Origin of the sequence: Gordonia sp. PvP123, from assembly GCF_040547295.1 — a bacterium.
Lineage (GTDB): Bacteria > Actinomycetota > Actinomycetes > Mycobacteriales > Mycobacteriaceae > Gordonia > Gordonia terrae.
In genome coordinates, this window is the sequence record NZ_JBEPPN010000022.1 from 1 (window position 1) to 17,791 (window position 17,791).

The following is a 17,791-nucleotide window of genomic DNA, read 5'->3' on the forward strand; positions in this document are numbered from 1 at the left end:
GACTCCCCTTATACCCTTGCCCCCGGCTATTGAATCTGCGATTGTAGCAGGCGGGGCACACCGGGCGGGCGCGGGCCCGGGTGGGGGGGCCCCGGGGGCCGTCGCCGAGTCGGGAGTCGTCACATCGTCACAGTGTCCGCGCGATGATCTCCTTCATGATCTCGTTGGTGCCGGCGTAGATCTTCTGCACACGATTGTCGGCCCACAGGCGAGCGATCGGGTATTCGTTCATGTAGCCGTAGCCGCCGAACAACTGGAGGCATTCGTCGGCGACCACCATGGCGCGGTCGCTGGTCCACCACTTGGCCATCGCGACGGTCGGGATGTCGAGCTCGCCCTTGATGTGCTTGGTGATGCAGTCGTCGACGAAGACCCGGCCGATCCGGGTCTCGGTGGCTGCCTCCGCGAGTTTGAACTTGGTGTTCTGGAAGCTGAAGATCGGCCGGCCGAAGGCCGTGCGGTCCTTGGTGTAGGCGATGGTCTCCGAAACTGCCTTCTCCATTCCCGCCACCGACGCCACGGCGATGATCAGACGTTCCTGCGGGAGCTGCTGCATCAGCTGGATGAAGCCCTGCCCCTCCTCGGTGCCGAGCAGATTCGAGGTGGGAACGCGCACACCGTCGAAGAACAGCTCCGAGGTGTCCTGCCCGCGCTGGCCGACCTTGTCGAGCACCCGGCCACGACGGAAGCCCTCGCGGTCCGCCTCGACGAGGATGAGCGAGATGCCCTTGGCGCCCTCGGACACGTCGGTCTTGGCGACGACGATGATGATGTCGGCCTGACTTCCGTTGGTGATGAACGTCTTCGAGCCGTCGATGACGTACTCGTCACCCTGCTTGATGGCCTTGGTCTTGACGCTCTGCAGGTCCGATCCCGTACCGGGCTCGGTCATCGCGATGGCGCCGACGGCCTCGCCGCTGGCCATCTTGGGCAGCCACGTGGTCTTCTGCTCCTCGGAGCCGTACTCCAGGATGTAATGCGCAACGATGCCGTTGTGCAGGCTGACGCCCCACGAGCTGTCGGCGACGCGCGCCTGCTCCTCGATCAAGACGGCCTCGTGCGCAAAGTTGCCGCCCCCGCCCCCGTACTCCTCCGGGATCGACATGCAGAGAAGACCCAGCTCGCCGGCCTTGTTCCACAGGTCGCGGTCGACGTGGTGCTGCTCGATGAACTTATCGGCGTTCGGCTTGATCTCCTTCTCGCAGAAGCTGCGAGCCAGATCGCGCAGGGCGCTGAGATCGTCGTTTTCCCAAGAGGACCGTTCGGCCATGGTGCGAGTACCTATCCACGATTGACAGTGTCAATGGCGAGCGTAACAGTGCTTGTTGGCAACGTTACGTTGGGATGACCGGAACGCTTTGTGTCAGCTGGACGCCCCACCACCGCGGAGCACGTTTTTCTGGATCTTGCCCGTCGACGTCTTCGGCAGTTCCGCGAACACGATTTCTTTCGGCACCTTGAACCGGGCGAGCGTCTTGCGCGCGAACTCGACGAGACCCTCAGCGGTCAGGCTCGCTCCGGCGCGCACGCTGACATAGGCGATCGGCACCTCGCCCCATCGTTCATCCGGACGGCCGACGACCGCCGATTCGACGACGTCGGGATGGCTGTCGAGCACCCGCTCCACCTCGACCGACGCGATGTTCTCGCCACCGGAGATGATGACGTCCTTGCTGCGGTCCCGGATCTCGACGTACCCGTCCGGATGCATCACCGCGAGATCACCGGTCCGCAGCCAACCGTCCAGGGTTGCCGCGGCAGTGGCCTCGGGATCGCGGTAGTAGCCGAGCATGACGTTGTTGCCGCGCACCACCAACTCGCCGATGGTCTCGCCATCGGCCGCGACATCGCCTCCTTCGTCGGACACGACTCGGACACGCCCTGCCACGATGTTTCCGATCCCCTGTCGCGCCTTGCGTACGGCGCGCACCTCGTCCGTGGCGTCATCCCACTCCGGCTGCCACTGGTTCACGACGATCGGGCCGAAGGTCTCGGTCATCCCGTAGAGGTGGGTGATCTCGATGCCCAACCCGGCCATCCGGGCGAGGAGAGCAGGCGATGGCGGTGCACCTCCCGTCGCGGCCTGGACGACTCGATCGAGCCGAGCCGCCGACGGGTCTTCGGCGATCATGGTGAGGACCGTGGGTGCCGCGCTGAAATGAGTCACGTCGTCGTCGACGAGGTGACGCCAGATGAGTCCGGTGTCGATGCTGCGCAGGCAGACACTCGTGCCACCGGCGGCGACGACGGCCCAGGTGAAACACCAACCGTCGCAGTGGAACATCGGCAGCGTCCAGAGATACTTCGACCCCGGACCGAGCCCGGAGTGGTGGGCCATCGCCACGGACTGCAGATACGCGCCCCGATGGTGGTACATCACGCCTTTCGGGCGTCCCGTCGTCCCGGAGGTGTAGTTGATCGCGAGCAGACCCCGTTCGTCGGTGTCCCGACGAACCGGCGCGCCCGCGTCTGCGAGCAGACGCTCGTACTCGTCCGAGCCGTCGGCCGACCCACCGATCACCACCCGGATCCCGACTGCTTCGCCGACTGCTTGTGCGCGATCGGCGAACTCGACCGTCGAGACGAGAACCGACGCGCCACTGTGTTCCAGGATGTAGGTCAGCTCCGGTTCGGAGAGCCGGACGTTCAACGGCACCAGGACAGATCCGTGAGCGGGCGCAGCACTGTGCAGTTCGAGCATCACGTGCGAGTTCGCACACAACGCGGCGACACGGTCACCGGGACCTACACCGAGCTGTTCGATCACCGCGGTCAACCGCTGCACCCGATCGTGGAACTCGGTGTAGGTGAAGGAACGTGACCCGTCGATCACCGCGATTCGTCCGGCGAATACCGCAGCGGCTCGATCCAGGAACGTGGCCGGACTGAGTGCGGAGAAGGTGAACTCGGCCGCGGGCGGCACCGGACTCCGGGCGCTGTCGATGTCCGGGTCCGGGCCGTGGTCAGTCACCATCGATCGCCGCCTCTTTCTCCACCTGTTCGATGGCCGCGATGATACTGGGGACCGATGCGTCGACCCAGGTGTTCGCGACGTGCGGCGCCGACGCCGCGGCGACGGCCAGAGCCTCGATCTCGGCGTTCGACGGTTCGCCCATGTCCAGATCGGCCAGCGAGGTCGGGAGACCGAGGGCACGGAGGAAGCGGCGGATCTCGTCGCGGTCGACCTCGGGATCGTCCTCGAGCGCCAGATGAACGAGCAACCCGTAGGCGACGTGGTAGCCGTGCAGGTGCGCCGACGACCCACGACCGACCTGCAGTCCTCGCGTCATACAGTGCGCGATCGACAGGCCGCCGTTCTCGTAACCGATGCCCGACAACAGGATCACCGCCTCGACGACCGCCTCGAGTTCGGGGGTGACCTGGTGCGCGAGTGCATCGCGCACCGCGACCTCGCCATCGCGCAACAGGACTCGTGAACATCCGTCGGCGACCACCTCGCCGATGATCAGCGGACGGGTGCCCTGCGTGGTGACACCGCGCCCCCGCGCACACGAGCGGGCCTCGTACTTCTTGGCCAGCGCGTCCCCGATGCCCGATACCAGAAATCGGATCGGGGCCTTCGCGATCACCTCTGTGTCGACGACGACCGCGGCCGGATTCGCGGGTAGGCGACCGAGTTCCGACAGCCGTCCGAACTCGTCGTAGAGCGCGAACACACTGGCGGTGGGGCCGTCATTCGACGCGACCGTGGGGACCGAGACCATCGGCCGTCCGACGGTCTCGGCCACGCCCTTGGCGATGTCGAGCGCCTTGCCTCCCCCGATGCCGACCACCACGTCGCCCTGCCCGGCTGACACACGCGTCAGGGTGTCGGCGATGACGCCGCGCGTCACCGGTCCGGCCACCGGGATCACCTGGGCCCGTAGTTCGGCAGCGGCGAGCGACGCCTCGATACGCGCCCCGAACAGTCCCGAGATGTCGGCGTCGATGACGACGATCGGCGCTCCCCCGATCTCGGCCACCACCCCACCGACGTCGTCGAGAACCCCTGGGCCCTGCAGATACTGTTGCGGTGCCGCGAACCGACGGGCGGCGCGGGCGACACCGATCCCGTCCAGCAGAGCGCTCATGCGTGCGGCCAGTTCCCGGTGATCACCGCGTGCGTGATCGCCGTCTCGTCGAGACCGAACAGGGCCTCGTTGTAACCCTGGGAACCGCAGGGGTGGAAGCGATCTCCCAGCCCGATCCTGGTCACCGGAACCGCGATCCCCCGGTCGGCCAGTGTCTCGACGACCGCGCTGCCCAGACCGCCCGAGCGCAAGCCGTTCTCGACTGTCACGATCCGGCCGACGTCCGCGGCCACCGCGGCGATTGCGTCGGTGTCGAGGGGCTTGATGGTCGGCACGTGCAGAACGGCCGTCGACACCCCGGCCGCTTCCGCCGACACCGCGGCTTTCAGCGCACGCGCGGTCATGAATCCGGTTCCGATGACCGCGACATCACGGCCCGGCCGCAGCATCCGTGCGCGGCCGATCTCGAACTCGAAGTCGTCCTCGTCGAACACGACGGGGACCTTGCCGCGCAAGTTGCGGATGTAGAAGGTACCCGGCGTGGCCGCGGCAGCGCGGATGACGTGACGGAGTTCCACCGCGTCGCACGGATCGATCACCGTCAGATCGGGGATGGACCGCATCACGACCAGGTCCTCGAGGGACTGGTGTGTTGCGCCATAGGGATTTACGAGCCCCGGCGAACCGGCGACGATCTTCACGTCGGCCTTGCTGTGGGCGCATGACACGGCGATGAAGTCGAGGGCCCGGCGGGTGAGGAATGCCGCGTAGGTCGCGCAGAAAGCGATCTTGCCGACCTTCGCCAATCCCGCGGCCATCATCACCGCGTTCTGCTCGGCCATGCCGGCGTTGAAGTAGCGCTCCGGGAAGCGATCCCGGAACGGGATGATGTCGGAATACTTCGACATGTCGGCACTCAGTCCGACGATTCGCTCGTCGCGGGCACCGAGTTCGGCGAGTTCGGTACCGAAAGGCGCCCGCTCGTAGGGTCCCTCGACGTCGGCGATCTCACCCATGCCGCCGGCACGGTTTTTGAGCTCAGCCACGATTCTCCTCCAGTTCGGCGATGAGTCCGGTCCACTCGGTGTCGTGGACGCGGACGAAATGTGCCCGTTCCCGGGCGACCAGCGTGGGCACGCCGGTCCCGGGAGTCGTCCGGGCGATCAGCACGCGCGGGACGTCTGCCGGCGCGGCTGCCAGCGCATCGAACGCCCGGACGAGAGCCTCGATGTCGTTGCCGTCGACCTCCTCGACCGCCCACCCGAAGGCGGCCCATTTGGCCGCGATCGGTTCCATGTCGAGCACGATCGGACCGTCGGCCTGGATTCCGTTGCAGTCCACCACGGCGGTGAGAGAGCCGAGACCGAAGCTGGCGGCCGACATCGCCGACTCCCAGGTCGACCCCTCCTGCAGCTCACCGTCAGAGAGTTCCACGATGATCTTCTGATCCCCACCGTCGAGGCGGAGCCCGAGCGCCATCCCGACACCCTGCCCGAGACCGTGTCCCAGTGAGCCACCGGTGATCTCGACTCCGGGCGTCTCGTCGAAAGTACTCATCGGCAGTTCGCTGCCGTTGAGTCCGTAGTCCGCGATCTGCTCCTCGGTCAGGATGCCCAGTTCGGCGAGCACCGCATAGAGCGCGATCGAGTAGTGCCCGGTGGACATCAGGAACCGGTCCCGGGAGGGCGAGTCCGGATCAGTGGCGTCGAAACGCAACTGCCGGAAGTAGATGACCGCGAGCAGGTCGGCGATCCCGAGCCCCTGAGCGATGTATCCCTCGCCTTTGTCCGCTGCCATTCGCATCATCGCCGACCTCAGCCGGAACGCGGTGTCGGCCAGTTGCGCGGTCGACGAGCGATCGATGTCGTTGTCTACGAGCATGTGTCAGGTGCCCTCTCTGGTCATCTCGGCGTCGGCCGAGTGGAATGTGCCGTCGATGGTGATCCCGCCGTCGACCCGGAGCACGGTGCCGGTGACGAACGACGCGTCCGTCGACGCGAGGAAGGAGGTGGCTGCAGCCACCTCGTCGGGAGAACCGAACCGGCGCATCGGTGTTCGATCTATCAGTCGCTTCTCATCGAGGGTTCCGGTGTCGAGACCCGTCCGCATCATCCCGGTGTCGATGTATCCGGGGGCCACCGCGTTGACCCGGATCCCGTGCGGTCCCCATTCGGCCGCGAGTGTGCGTGTGACACCCAGGACGCCGGACTTCGCGGCGGTGTACGCCAATCGTCCGGGTAGACCGAATGTCGAACCCACCGAGGCGAGATTGATGATCGACGCGTTGGGCGCCTCGCGGAGGAGGACGAAGGCCTCCCGGCTGCACCGCATGGTGCCGCCGAGGTGGACGTCGAGTTCGGCCTGCCACCGGCCGGAATCGATTGCCTCGGCCTGGGTCCGCGAAATGATACCCGCATTGTTGATCAGGACGTCGAGCCGTCCGAACCGCTGTCGCACGGCCTCGACCGCGCGGCGGACGGACTCGTCGTCGGTGACGTCGACGACCAGCGCGGACCCGCTGACGTCGGCGGCCGCCTGATCAGCACGTCCGGCGTCGATGTCGGCGATCACCACCTGGTGTCCGTCGGCCCGCAACCGTCGCGCCATGGCGAGGCCCAGACCCTGTCCGCCACCGGTGATCAGCGCCACCGAGCCGGGGATCGTCACACGTGCCCCGGTCATCGTCCGTACACCTCCCGTACCGTCATGTCGCCCTCGGCGGCGGCGATCTCGTTGGCGTCGTGAGTCGTGTCGAACGGCTCCCAGCGGATCAGCATGCAGATGGCCGCACCGATCAACGGCACCGCGACGAAGATCGTGATGGTGGTCGAGAGCCCGAGCGCCTCCGACATCCGCGGGAACGCATACAGACCGACGATGCCGCCGATGCTCTGCGAAATGGTGGCCAGCTGTCCGCCGCGACCGCGCAGATCCGACGGGTACGCCATCGCCGCCATGGTCAGACCGGATGCGCCGGGTCCGGCGGAGTGGAAGAAGATGAACATGGCCGGGACGATGAACGCCAGGAGGATCGGGAGCGAGTCGAAGAAGACGCCGAGGACCAGGATCATCGCGGCGACCGCCAGGAATCCGTACTTCGCAGCGCCGTTCGCACCGAGTTTGGATGCCACCCAGATCGAGGCGACACCGCCGACGATGCCGAAGACGTTGAACACGATGGAGCCGAAGGTCGCCTCGCCGAAGTTCTCACCGAACAGGCTCAGCGCGATGACCGGCAGGTAGTAGGCCACGGCGTAGTACTGCAGGGCCTGCATCATGGTGACGACGTTGGCCAGGATGGTCCGCGCACGGAAGCGGACGCTGAAGAGTTCGGTGAAACGGCGCTCTTTCCGTGGTTCCTCGATGGCCGCGTCGAGATGCCCGGTGGGATATGTGGCGTCGATTCCGTACATGGCCTTCAGCGACTTGGTCAGCTCGGGGAGCCTGTCCTTCTTGGCGAGCCAGCGCGGGCTGTCGGGCATCAGGGCCCACTGTGCGACGGCGACGACGAAGGCGAAGATCGCGGCGGTGACGAGGCCCCAGCGCCAGATGCTCAGTCCCACGTCGAGGTGGTAGAGACCCAGGACGATCGCCAGGGCGACGACCGTGGAGATGTACCACTGTGCCTGCCAGAAGTTGAGCAGGTACTGGCGCTTCTTCGGCAGGTTCTCCGACAGGTATGCCATCGCAACGCCGAGGTCGACGCCGTAGGCCGCGCCCGCGATGCACCGGGCCAAGACGAGCATCGCGAAACTCGGTGCGGCGGCCATCATCAGGGCGGCGATCACCGCCACGATCTTGGCGACGACCATGATCTTCACCCGACCGTATCGGTCGGCGAGCAGGCCGCAGGTCGCCGCGGCTATCAGGGTGGCGACGTAGCCGTATGCGCTGACCAGCCCGACGCCGTTCGCGTCGAGGTTGAGCTGTTCGCTCATCGGGGCCGTGCCCGAACTCAAGACCGCCAGGAAGTACGCCTCGAAGGCGATGCCGGCGAGACCGAGAACAAGCATGAGCTTGTGCCTGCGGGTCCTTATGTCCTCGGAGTCGACGAGGTCATCGACCTCGGCGACAGTGGTCAGCGCCCGATTTCGGGCAGGGAGTAGTTGGGTCATGACGACATCCGTTCGTGAGAGTGCCCACTCTCCGGGGGTGGGCGGATCGATGAAGGGTTCTGCGCCGGAGGGATTTCGGGGCAGCGAGCGGTACCGCGCCACCGGGTGTGGTGCGGGACCGTATGTGTGGTCGGTTCGCTAGATGTGGTGCAGGAGTTCGCTCAGCGTGTCGAGGAGATGGTCGGGTCGGTGACCGGCGAGGGTGTCGGTTCCGTAGTAGCCGTAGGCGGCGCCCATCGTGCGGGTGCCGGCGGCGGCGCCGGAGCGGATGTCCTGCGGGCCGTCCCCGACGTACCAGGTGTGCGCCGGGTCGAGTCCGGCCCGCTCGAGTCCGAGCAGCACCGGGGCGGGGTGCGGTTTGCGTTCGGTGGTGTCGTCGGCGGTCACGATGGTCGCGAACGACTTCTCGTCGATGCCGAGATGGTGGAAGTCCCTGTGCACGCGGCTCATTCGCTTGTTGGTGACGATGCCCACGGTGATGCCGCGCTCGGCGAGAGCGGCGAGGGTCTCACGCAGCTCCGGGTAGGCCGCCACGCGCCGGAAGGCGCCCGAGGTGTAATGCGTGCCGTACGCGCGTTCGAGTTCCAGCGGATCGCGGTCAGAGAATCGCGCGAAGATCTCGGGGGGCCGGGGGGCCATGATGGCGCTCGGATCCTCGAGTTCGTCGGGCAGCGGTTGTCCGAGTTCGTTCTCGAATGTTGCGCGGTAGGCCTCGATGATCGCGTACCGGGAGTCGATGAGGGTCCCGTCCAGGTCGAAGAGCACGCCGTGTGTCGTCACCGGGGCTCCGACGCCGCCCGCGGAAGCCGGTGCGGTGGAGATCATGCCACCCCCTCGCGCGGTGTGAACGCGAAGAACGTCCGCGGGTTCTGCACGAAGACACGCTCGGCGATGTCGGCGGGAAGCCGGTCGCGAATCTGCTTGAGCAGTCCCGCGAAGCCCGGCGTGCCGCCATGGTGGGGTTGATACGACGGCCGGCCCAGATCACCGGACACCATGATCTTGGTGAAGCCCTCGTCGGCCAGACGCCGGATGTGGTCGACCCGGAGGTCGTCGGACGGGTATTTGGGTTTGGTCCAATGGTCGAATCCGAGCCACACCCCGGTCTTCGCGACCTTGCGGAGGTAGTCGTAGTCGAGGTTGCGGTCGAGGTGACCGATCAGGACGTGATCGGGATCGACGCCGAGGTCGGCGAAACCGTTCGCCTGCAGGTCACCCAGCGTTCCGGCCTGACAGTGGGTGGAAATCGGCGCGCCTGTCTCGAGGTGTGCTCGCGCAACGGCCTTCTGGACCTTGCGCTCGTCCGCGCGGATCTCATCGGTGCGACAGGTCCCGAACTTGATCACGCCGGCCCGCGCCGATGTGCCGTCGACACCGGCCGTCACGTCGGCCGCGAACCGGGCGGCGATCTCCTCCACCGACTCGGTGGCGACCGACTCGGGATAGTAGATGCCCTTCTGATAGCCGCTGGCGCTGATGATGTGGACGGGCGTGGCCCGGGCGACGGCCAGCAGGCCGTCGCCGCGTCGTCCGTAGTCTGCGGTGGTCATCTCGACGAGTGCGCCCCCGCCCAGGCTGTCGAAGTCGGTCACCTCACCGATCGCCGCGTCGACACGGTCGAGCACCATGTCGGGGTCCTTGTCCTGCGCCCACTTCGGCGGGTTGGTGAAGAGGTGCTCATGACACAGGGTCACTCCCAGGCTTTCGGGGGCGATGTCGCCGAGCACGGTTCTGATGACGGGCACGAGTTCTCCGTTTCGCGTGTGTCGTGCGGTGGGTCGGCCGGTCAGGCCGGGATGAGGCGGTCGGTCGCGGCCGTCGCGGCCCAGACGTCACGCAGCGGTGCGAGGACGGCCCGGTAGATGGCGAAGGCCTCGTCGTAGGTACTCGCTGTCTCGGGGTCGGGTTCGTGGACGCGCCCCGGCCGTACCAGTTGCGCGGTTGCGGCGTCGAGGTCGGCGTACTGCCCGGTGGCAACCGCGGCGAGCATCGCCGCCCCCAGCGCCCCCGACTCGGGGACATCGGGTGCCACGATGGTCTTCTGCAGCACATCGGCGATGATCTGGCTCCACTCGACACTGCGGGCCCCACCGCCGGTCAGGCGGATCTCGTCGATGCGTACGGGCATGGCGTCGTAACAGTCCCGCACCGAGAGAGCCGTGCCCTCCATGACGGCCCGGACGAGTTCTGCCGACGACGTGTCCGGGCGGAAGTCGACAAAGCTGCCGCGCGCGTTGACATCGAGGAACGGAGCTGTCGCGCCCGCGGTGTTGAGATACGGATGAAACACGAGCCCACGACTTCCCGGCTCGGTCTGGCGGGCGAAGTCGCGCACCACATCGCCGAGCGTGGTGGCGCCGCGCGCCATGCGCTCCACCTCTGCCGGGCAGAAGGTGTTGATCACCCAGTCGAGGCACAGGGTGCCGCCTCCGGAATTGGTGATCTGGCGTTGCCATCGATTCTCCGGCATGAGGAAGCCGAAACCGATTCCGGCGGGTTCGAGCAGCGGATGATCCGTGGAGGTGCCGTTCATGAGGCTCGTACCGATGGTGGTGACAGCCTGGCCGTCGTCGGCGGCGCCGATCCCGATCATGTTGGCCGTGGCATCTCCGGTGCCCGCAGACACCGGGGTCCCCACCGGGAGCCCGGTCTCGGCCGACGCCGCGGCGGTCACGGTCCCCAGGAGGTCGGTGCTGACGCCGACCTCGGGCAGTCGCGGAGACATCTCCTCGATGCCGAAGGCGGTGAAGAACTCCTCCGCCTTGCGGCGATTGCGGAAGTCGCAGGGTGCGAACGACAGGTCGGACTCCTCGGTCGCCACGACTCCGGTGAGCCGGTAGTTCACGTAGTCCTTGGCCATGAAGAAGTGCCGGATCCTCGCGTACCGCTCCGGCTCGGCGCGCTTCATCCACGCCAGCAAGGGATACGGGGTTCCCGGAATGAGAGCGTTCCCGCTGATCTCGAACAAGGCGTCGAGGTGGCCGCGGTCGCGTACTGCGTCGAGAACGCCGGTCGCGCGGGCGTCGGGCCAGCAGATCGCGTGGCCGACGGGCGCGCCGTCAGGGCCGACGGTCCACAGTCCACCCATGTGACCGGTCACCCCGACGCCTGCGATGGACGTCCCCGCGCCGAGCGCGTCGACGACCGCCCGGATCGTGCCGGCGACTGTCGCCCAGGTCCGTTCGGGGTCCTCCTCGTGCCGGCCCGCGGTCGGGTAGACACTCGGGGTCCGAGCACCGCATTCGGCGACGAGCTCTCCGGTGGCGAGATCGACGGCGATCGTCTTGAGCGAACTGGTGCCTTTGTCGATACCGATCACGACCGAACGGGTCACCGGGACACCTCCTGTGCGGTATCGGCAACCGCGCGGACGAGCGCGTCGATGCCCAACCGGTGTTCCGCGTCGACGGGTGTGTGGACGCCCTGGACACGGATACCCAAGCGACTCAATCGATCGGCCAGTGCGTCGGCGCCCGGATGACCCGACTCGAGCCGGACCGGTCCGTCGACACCGTTGTCCCGCAGCGCACGGGCAAGCGACACACACAATCCGCGCCAGACAGCGGCGAGCACTTCTTCCGGCGAGGTCTGATAGGACAGCCCCACCAAGACGTCTCGGTCCCCGACGACGCCGTAGGTGACCCTGGTGGGGTTGGCTTCCCACTCGGCAATTGTCGCGGCGAACCGGGTGGACAGGTCGACCGCGACATCAGGGGCGAATCGATCGACAAAAGTCCGTAGGACGTCCCACCCCGGGATCTCGTACGTCGACTCAGAGCCGCCTTCTCCACACAGGACTCGGGCGGGGCCGTCGATCGGCATGACCACCCGTGTGACCGAGGAAGCGGAGCCGATGCTCGCGGGTTTCGGGGCTTGACCCGGTGTCCGGAATCCGGATAACGTGTGCGCCATACGGAACAATTGCATGTCCGGTGGTCTGTGTCAACCATCACACCATGGCCTCGGTGTGTTCGGCCACGCAGATCGAAGACATGCACCGGGTCGGCGTGAACCGTTCGGCGGACATGTCGTCCTGGAGTGAGATCCCAAGGCCCGCTTCGCATCACAGAAGGAGACAGCAGCCATGACACCCGCGCGATCGATAGAACTCGACCCGAAGAACCACATCGCGTCGATCGTGAAGGCGATCGATGTCCTCGAAGCCTTCAAAGGCGATCGCGCCGAGCTGTCCCTGGCGGAGCTGATGACGAAGTGCGGGCACAGTCGCACGACGATGTACCGGATTCTCAACACCCTCGAGGTCGCCGGCTGGGTCGAGCGCACCCGCTCCGCCGACTACCGACTCACGTTGCGCGTCTTCGAGCTCGCTTCCGCCGTGCTGGGCAGCTTCGACCTGCGCACCGAGGCCAGTCACGTGATGTCCGAACTCGCAGCCAGATTCGATGAGCACGTGTACCTACTGGTCCCCGACGGCGCGCGGGCGGTGTGCCTCGACATGATCGAGAGCAGCCAGCCCATCCGGGTGATGGTTCTCTCGGTCGGGCGGTCGTTACCGCTCTACCTCGGCGGAGCACCGGTGGCCCTGTTGGCCGAACTCGAGGAGACCGCCCTCCCCCAGGTTCTCGAGTCGCGACCGATGCTCACCCCGGCCGGCGACGAGATCACCGAAGAGGAGTTGCGGGCGACGCTCGCCGAAACACGCAGACGCGGCTACTCCATCAGTGTCGGCGACGTGACACCCGGTGTCGCCGCACTGGGCGCGTGCATCCGAGACCGCAAGGGAACCGTGGTGGCGGCGTTGAGCATCGGCGGGTTGTCTGCGGATCTGTCCGATGAACGCCAGGACGAGATGGCCGCCGCGCTGGTGGATGGCGCGCTCACCGTATCCCGTCGCCTGGGGTACGCCGGCTGAGGCGCACAACGTCCCGACGCACAGTCAGTGCCGTCGAAACAGCTTGTTACCCAACCACACCAGCGGATCATAGTGCCGGTCGGCGACGCGTTCCTTCATCGGGATCAGCGCGTTGTCGGTGATCTTGATCTGCTCGGGACAGACATCGGTGCAGCATTTGGTGATGTTGCAGAGGCCCAGTCCGTGCTCGGTTCGGGCCGTGTCGCGGCGCTCGGCGACGTCGAGGGGATGCATGTCGAGTTCGGCGACGCGCATGAGGAAGCGCGGACCGGCGAAGTTCTGCTTGTTCTCCTCGTGATCGCGCACGACGTGGCAGGTGTCCTGACACAGGAAGCACTCGATGCACTTGCGGAACTCCTGCGAGCGCTGCACGTCAACCTGCTTCATCCGATACTCCCCCGGCCCGAGACCCTCAGGGGGCGTGAACGACTGGATCTCCCGCGCTTTCGCGTAGTTGAACGAGACATCGGTGACCAGGTCGCGGATGACGGGGAAGGTACGCATCGGGGTCACCGTGACGACCTCGTCTTCGGTGAAGGTGGACATCCGGGTCATACACAGCAACTTCGGGCGACCGTTGACCTCGGCCGAGCACGAACCGCATTTGCCCGCTTTGCAGTTCCACCGCACCGCCAGGTCGGGTGCCTGCGTCGCCTGCAGTCGATGGATGATGTCGAGCACCACCTCACCCTCGTTGACAGCCACCGTGTAGTCCTCGAGGCCGCCGGCGTCGGTGTCCCCGCGCCAGATCCGGAACTTCGCGTCGTATCCCATGTCAGTCCTCCGAGTGCCCTTCGGCTCGCTCGCCCCCGGCGCCGGGGTGCCCGGCGATCTCGGCTGCGGTGTAGTATTTCTCTATCTCCGGGAATTCGAACAGCTCCAACAGGTCCGGACGCATGGGGGTCTGTTCCGTCCGCACGACGCTGACCTCCGGAACCGGGCCGTCCCCGTCGAGCTCGGCGGTGCAGACCAACAGAGCGTTCCGCCAGTTCGAGTCCATCGACGGGTGATCGTCGCGGGTGTGCCCGCCACGGCTCTCCGTGCGCATGAGCGCGGCCTTAGCGACGCATTCACAGACCAGCAGCATGTTGCGCAGGTCGATGGCGAGATGCCAGCCCGGATTGAACTGCCGGTGCCCTTCGACCTGCATGCCGCCCAATCGGTTTCGCAGATCTGCCAGGACGTCGAGCGCCTCCTGCATCTCGGCCTCCTTCCGGATGATCCCGACCAGATCGTTCATGGCCTGTTGGAGGTCGGTGTGCAGGGTGTACGGGTTCTCCGGTTTGCCCTCGGCCGGCGGATCGAACGGCGCCAGAGCCGATGCCGCCGCCCGCTCGATGTCGGCAGCGGAGACGGTGGGCCGCGTCGTCAGTGATTCGACGTACGCCGCCGCACCGAGTCCGGCCCGTCGCCCGAAGACCAGCAGGTCGGACAGCGAGTTGCCACCCAATCGGTTGGAGCCGTGCATACCTCCCGAGCACTCACCCGCCGCGAACAGCCCCGGGACCCGCGAGGCGGCCGTGTCCGGGTCGACCTCGATTCCGCCCATCACGTAGTGACACGTGGGCCCGACCTCCATCGGTTCGGCCGTGATGTCGACGTCGGCGAGTTCTTTGAACTGATGATGCATCGACGGCAGCCGGCGCATGATCTCCTCGGCGGGCATCCGCGACGCGATGTCGAGGTAGACACCGCCGTGTTCGGTGCCGCGTCCGGCCTTGACCTCCTCGTTGATCGCCCGGGCGACCTCGTCGCGGGGCAACAGGTCCGGGGTCCGACGCGCACTGTCGTTGTCGGCCAGCCACTCGTCGGCCTCCTCCTCGGTCTCGGCGTACTGACCTTTGAAAACCGGTGGGATGTAGTCGAACATGAACCGCTTGCCGTCGGTGTTCTTGAGCACACCGCCGTCGCCGCGGACACCCTCGGTCACCAGGATGCCCTTAACGCTGGGCGGCCAGACCATCCCGGTCGGATGGAACTGGACGAACTCCATGTTGATCAGGCTCGCTCCGGCCCGGAGGGCGAGCGCGTGGCCGTCGCCGGTGTACTCCCACGAATTGGAGGTCACCTTGAACGATTTGCCGATACCTCCCGTCGCCACGACCACCGCAGGCGCCTCGAACAGGATGAAGCGACCGGACTCACGCCAGTACCCGAACGCGCCGGCGATGGCGTCGCCGTCCTTCAGGAGATCGGTGATGGTGCATTCGGCGAATACCTTGATGCGCGATTCGTAGTCGCCGGTGGCCGCGAAGTCCTCCTGCTGAAGCGAGACGATCTTCTGTTGCATCGTCCGGATCAGTTCCAACCCGGTGCGGTCGCCGACATGCGCGAGCCGCGGATAGGTGTGACCGCCGAAGTTTCGCTGCGATATCCGGCCGTCCTCGGTGCGATCGAACAGGGCGCCGTAGGTTTCGAGTTCCCAGACCCGATCCGGAGCCTCCTTCGCGTGCAACTCGGCCATACGCCAGTTGTTCAGGAACTTGCCGCCACGCATGGTGTCCTGAAAATGCGTCTGCCAGTTGTCCTTCGAGTTGGCGTTGCCCATCGACGCGGCGCACCCGCCCTCCGCCATGACCGTGTGGGCCTTGCCGAAGAGTGACTTGCACACCACGGCGACCGAGTAACCCCGTTCGCGGGCCTCGATGACCGCACGCAACCCGGCACCGCCCGCACCGATGACAACGACGTCGTACTCGTAGCGTTCCGGCTCGGTCATCTAGCGCGACTCCCAACGTTGAAAACGGCTGCACAACAGACGTTGTGCCGTCAAACGGTCAACCCACGAATCTCAGGTCCGAGATGGTGTTGCTGGCAACGAGCATGATGTAGAAGTCGGTGAGCACCAACGTACCGAGCGTGATCCAGGCGAACTGCATGTGCCGGGTGTTCAGCTTCGAGACCCGGGTCCAGATCCAGTACCGCACCGGGTGTTTCGAAAAGTGCTTGAGACGGCCGCCGGTCACGTGGCGACACGAGTGGCACGACACCGTGTACGTCCAGAGCAGCAGCACGTTCACGACGAGGATGACATTGCCCAGGCCGAAGCCGAAACCACCGTCGGCGCCGTGGAACGCGATGACGGCGTCGTAGGTGTTGATCACCGAGATGATCACGGCTGCATAGAAGAAGTACCGGTGCGAATTCTGGATGATCAGCGGCAGCCGCGTCTCGCCGGTGTACCTGCTGTGCGGTTCGGCGACAGCGCACGCCGGCGGCGACAACCACACCGACCGGTAGTAGGCCTTGCGGTAGTAGTAGCAGGTCAACCGGAACCCGAGCAGAAACGGTAGCGACAAGAACGCCAGCGGAATCCACATCGGGAGTTCGGGGAAGGGCGTACCGAAGTGACTCGCACCGGGCACACACGACTCACTGAGACACGGCGAATAGAACGGCGACAGGTAGTGATACTCGGTCGAGTAATAGGCGGTCCGTACAAAGGACCGCACGGTCGCATAGATGACGAAGGCCGCGAGACCGATGACGGTCAGCAGGGGCGACAGCCACCACCTGTCCCGACGGAGTGTGCGCGCCAGGATCCGCGCGCGACCGGGAGAGAAGACCCCGACTGCGTCCCGCTCAGTCGCGGGGGCGCTCACTTCGTGCGCTCACGCGAATGAAAGCCCAGCCCTTCGTCTTGCGCGCCCAGCCAGGCAGATTCGTCTGACTTGCTGTCGGGCACATAGATCACCTGGTCTCGTCCGAGCTTCGCCTGCAGAAGCGGCGGCGGCGCGTGCTCGAAGTCATGGAGGTCGATCTCCAGACGGTCCAGGTCGTTGGACATCCGCCGAACGGCGTCGACATCGCCGTACTGTGTCTGCAGCGTCGTCATGTGATGGCGTAAGGCCCCGATGCTGCGATGCAGATCCCTGATCTCGGTCGGTATCATGGCACATCCCTTCCTGCCTATGTGATGAAGAACACAGTACCGGCCGGGCACGCCGAGTCAACGGTCTTGACCGAACGTGTCGGGGCCCCGGACCGGAGGAGGCCGCCGGATGAACGACGACGACCACCGCCGGGGAGAGAACCTGCCCCGCGCCGAGCAGCGATGGACCGCATCGGCGTTCGTGCTGGTCGCGATGGCGATCCCGTTCCTACTCCCGGCGCGTTACGCCGCCGGGACCGCATGGTTGCTGCCCGCGATCGAGGGGATGGTGCTGCTGACGCTCGTCGTCGTGGATCCCGGCCGGATCGACCGCCCCGGCCGGTGGGTCCGCGCCCTCTCCGTGTGTCTCGTCGTCGCCATCGCGGCCGGAGCAGCATGGGGTGCGGGACGACTCGTATGGGATCTTCTCCATGGCAATCCGCAGACCGAGGCGGCGAACCAGTTGCTGGTCGCCGGCGCCCTCGTCTGGCTACAGACCGTCATCGCCTTCGCGTTTCTCTACTGGGAACTCGACGGCGGCGGGCCGGTGAACCGGCACCTGCACCCCGCCGAGCACCCGGATCTCGCGTTTCCCCAGCAACTCGAGCCGCGGTTGGCAGCCTCCGGTTGGCGACCGGTGTTCTTCGACTACCTCTACCTGGCCCTGACCAATGCGACGGCCTTCAGTCCGACCGATGTGATGCCGCTGGCGCGGCGCGCGAAACTCGCGATGGCCTCGCAGTCATTGCTGTCGATCGTCATCCTGAGCCTGGTGGTGGCCAACGCGGTGAACCTGCTGGACTAGCTGTACTGACCCGGGACGTTAGGTACGGCGTTCGGCGAGTCGGCGTGACATAGGGAAGACCTCCGAGTGAGGTGTGGAGCTGTCTAGGAACCGCTC

Annotated in this window: 17 protein-coding genes; 2 read left to right on the plus strand and 15 right to left on the minus strand. The window is 66.2% G+C overall.

Annotation, left to right across the window (positions count from 1 at the left end; translation table 11 throughout):
• Positions 1–127: 127 nt before the first annotated feature.
• The 11 genes from ABIC25_RS24545 to ABIC25_RS24595 all read right to left on the minus strand — a co-directional run bounded on the left by ABIC25_RS24545 (position 128) and on the right by ABIC25_RS24595 (position 11,968).
• Positions 128–1,270 (minus strand): acyl-CoA dehydrogenase family protein, encoded by a 1,143-nt coding sequence (locus ABIC25_RS24545; RefSeq protein WP_004019893.1) that lies wholly within the window; start codon positions 1,268–1,270, stop codon positions 128–130.
• Between the two features lie 93 nt (positions 1,271–1,363).
• The gene (locus tag ABIC25_RS24550; RefSeq protein ID WP_354563559.1) at positions 1,364–2,974 is read right to left on the minus strand and encodes an AMP-binding protein; all 1,611 of its coding nucleotides are present in this window, start codon (positions 2,972–2,974) and stop codon (positions 1,364–1,366) included.
• On the minus strand, positions 2,964–4,091 hold the full coding sequence (locus ABIC25_RS24555) for a glycerol dehydrogenase (RefSeq protein ID WP_239400891.1): 1,128 nt from the start codon (positions 4,089–4,091) through the stop codon (positions 2,964–2,966). The genes ABIC25_RS24550 and ABIC25_RS24555 overlap by 11 nt, the downstream gene beginning before the upstream one ends.
• On the minus strand, positions 4,088–5,077 hold the full coding sequence (locus ABIC25_RS24560) for a transketolase family protein (RefSeq protein ID WP_248642886.1): 990 nt from the start codon (positions 5,075–5,077) through the stop codon (positions 4,088–4,090). Before ABIC25_RS24560 ends, ABIC25_RS24555 begins: the two co-directional genes overlap by 4 nt.
• Positions 5,070–5,912: a transketolase gene (locus ABIC25_RS24565; protein ID WP_354563560.1), complete on the minus strand. Its 843-nt coding sequence runs from the start codon at positions 5,910–5,912 to the stop codon at positions 5,070–5,072. Before ABIC25_RS24565 ends, ABIC25_RS24560 begins: the two co-directional genes overlap by 8 nt.
• Positions 5,913–5,915: 3 nt before the next feature.
• Positions 5,916–6,713 carry an SDR family NAD(P)-dependent oxidoreductase gene (locus ABIC25_RS24570; protein WP_058251820.1) on the minus strand — a complete coding sequence of 266 codons (798 nt, stop codon included), beginning with the start codon at positions 6,711–6,713 and terminating at the stop codon, positions 5,916–5,918.
• Positions 6,710–8,146, minus strand: a complete 1,437-nt coding sequence (locus tag ABIC25_RS24575; RefSeq protein WP_239400897.1) for an MFS transporter — start codon at positions 8,144–8,146, stop codon at positions 6,710–6,712. The genes ABIC25_RS24570 and ABIC25_RS24575 overlap by 4 nt, the downstream gene beginning before the upstream one ends.
• 138 nt (positions 8,147–8,284) lie before the next feature.
• Positions 8,285–8,971 carry an HAD family hydrolase gene (locus ABIC25_RS24580; RefSeq protein ID WP_354563561.1) on the minus strand — a complete coding sequence of 229 codons (687 nt, stop codon included), beginning with the start codon at positions 8,969–8,971 and terminating at the stop codon, positions 8,285–8,287.
• Positions 8,968–9,891, minus strand: coding sequence for a phosphotriesterase family protein (locus ABIC25_RS24585; protein WP_004019885.1), 924 nt, complete (start codon positions 9,889–9,891; stop codon positions 8,968–8,970). Before ABIC25_RS24585 ends, ABIC25_RS24580 begins: the two co-directional genes overlap by 4 nt.
• Positions 9,892–9,932: 41 nt before the next feature.
• Complete coding sequence (locus ABIC25_RS24590) at positions 9,933–11,480, minus strand: FGGY-family carbohydrate kinase (RefSeq protein WP_239400901.1); 1,548 nt, start codon at positions 11,478–11,480, stop codon at positions 9,933–9,935.
• Entirely contained in the window at positions 11,477–11,968 is a 492-nt protein-coding gene (locus ABIC25_RS24595) for a hypothetical protein (RefSeq protein ID WP_354563563.1), read from the minus strand. Before ABIC25_RS24595 ends, ABIC25_RS24590 begins: the two co-directional genes overlap by 4 nt.
• Before the next feature lie 262 nt (positions 11,969–12,230).
• Between ABIC25_RS24595 and ABIC25_RS24600 the strand changes: the two genes are divergently transcribed.
• On the plus strand, positions 12,231–13,019 hold the full coding sequence (locus tag ABIC25_RS24600) for an IclR family transcriptional regulator (RefSeq protein ID WP_248642892.1): 789 nt from the start codon (positions 12,231–12,233) through the stop codon (positions 13,017–13,019).
• Positions 13,020–13,043: 24 nt separating this feature from the next.
• On the opposite strand, the gene ABIC25_RS24605 is transcribed toward ABIC25_RS24600, so the two are convergent.
• From ABIC25_RS24605 to ABIC25_RS24620, 4 genes are read right to left on the minus strand one after another with little or no spacing between them, the layout of a single operon-like run.
• Positions 13,044–13,793, minus strand: a complete 750-nt coding sequence (locus tag ABIC25_RS24605; RefSeq protein ID WP_248642893.1) for a succinate dehydrogenase/fumarate reductase iron-sulfur subunit — start codon at positions 13,791–13,793, stop codon at positions 13,044–13,046.
• A gap of 1 nt (position 13,794) precedes the next feature.
• Positions 13,795–15,738: a fumarate reductase/succinate dehydrogenase flavoprotein subunit gene (locus ABIC25_RS24610; protein ID WP_354563565.1), complete on the minus strand. Its 1,944-nt coding sequence runs from the start codon at positions 15,736–15,738 to the stop codon at positions 13,795–13,797.
• 58 nt (positions 15,739–15,796) lie between these two features.
• Entirely contained in the window at positions 15,797–16,621 is an 825-nt protein-coding gene (gene sdhC / locus ABIC25_RS24615; protein ID WP_354563567.1) for a succinate dehydrogenase subunit SdhC, read from the minus strand.
• Positions 16,618–16,911 carry an Rv0250c family protein gene (locus ABIC25_RS24620; protein ID WP_004019878.1) on the minus strand — a complete coding sequence of 98 codons (294 nt, stop codon included), beginning with the start codon at positions 16,909–16,911 and terminating at the stop codon, positions 16,618–16,620. The genes sdhC and ABIC25_RS24620 overlap by 4 nt, the downstream gene beginning before the upstream one ends.
• A gap of 109 nt (positions 16,912–17,020) precedes the next feature.
• Between ABIC25_RS24620 and ABIC25_RS24625 the strand changes: the two genes are divergently transcribed.
• On the plus strand, positions 17,021–17,695 hold the full coding sequence (locus ABIC25_RS24625) for a hypothetical protein (protein WP_354563569.1): 675 nt from the start codon (positions 17,021–17,023) through the stop codon (positions 17,693–17,695).
• Positions 17,696–17,791 lie beyond the last annotated feature (96 nt).

Bases quoted from the DNA above. Each gene is read 5' to 3' on its own strand.
- ABIC25_RS24575 (WP_239400897.1), bottom strand. From the start codon at position 8,146: ATGACCCAACTACTCCCTGCCCGAAATCGGGCGCTGACCACTGTCGCC.
- ABIC25_RS24600 (WP_248642892.1), top strand. From the start codon at position 12,231: ATGACACCCGCGCGATCGATAGAACTCGACCCGAAGAACCACATCGCG.
- ABIC25_RS24545 (WP_004019893.1), bottom strand. From the start codon at position 1,270: ATGGCCGAACGGTCCTCTTGGGAAAACGACGATCTCAGCGCCCTGCGC.
- ABIC25_RS24570 (WP_058251820.1), bottom strand. From the start codon at position 6,713: ATGACCGGGGCACGTGTGACGATCCCCGGCTCGGTGGCGCTGATCACC.
- ABIC25_RS24625 (WP_354563569.1), top strand. From the start codon at position 17,021: ATGAACGACGACGACCACCGCCGGGGAGAGAACCTGCCCCGCGCCGAG.
- ABIC25_RS24620 (WP_004019878.1), bottom strand. From the start codon at position 16,911: ATGATACCGACCGAGATCAGGGATCTGCATCGCAGCATCGGGGCCTTA.
- ABIC25_RS24580 (WP_354563561.1), bottom strand. From the start codon at position 8,971: ATGATCTCCACCGCACCGGCTTCCGCGGGCGGCGTCGGAGCCCCGGTG.
- ABIC25_RS24605 (WP_248642893.1), bottom strand. From the start codon at position 13,793: ATGGGATACGACGCGAAGTTCCGGATCTGGCGCGGGGACACCGACGCC.
- ABIC25_RS24565 (WP_354563560.1), bottom strand. From the start codon at position 5,912: ATGCTCGTAGACAACGACATCGATCGCTCGTCGACCGCGCAACTGGCC.
- ABIC25_RS24550 (WP_354563559.1), bottom strand. From the start codon at position 2,974: ATGGTGACTGACCACGGCCCGGACCCGGACATCGACAGCGCCCGGAGT.
- ABIC25_RS24595 (WP_354563563.1), bottom strand. From the start codon at position 11,968: ATGCCGATCGACGGCCCCGCCCGAGTCCTGTGTGGAGAAGGCGGCTCT.
- ABIC25_RS24555 (WP_239400891.1), bottom strand. From the start codon at position 4,091: ATGAGCGCTCTGCTGGACGGGATCGGTGTCGCCCGCGCCGCCCGTCGG.
- ABIC25_RS24610 (WP_354563565.1), bottom strand. From the start codon at position 15,738: ATGACCGAGCCGGAACGCTACGAGTACGACGTCGTTGTCATCGGTGCG.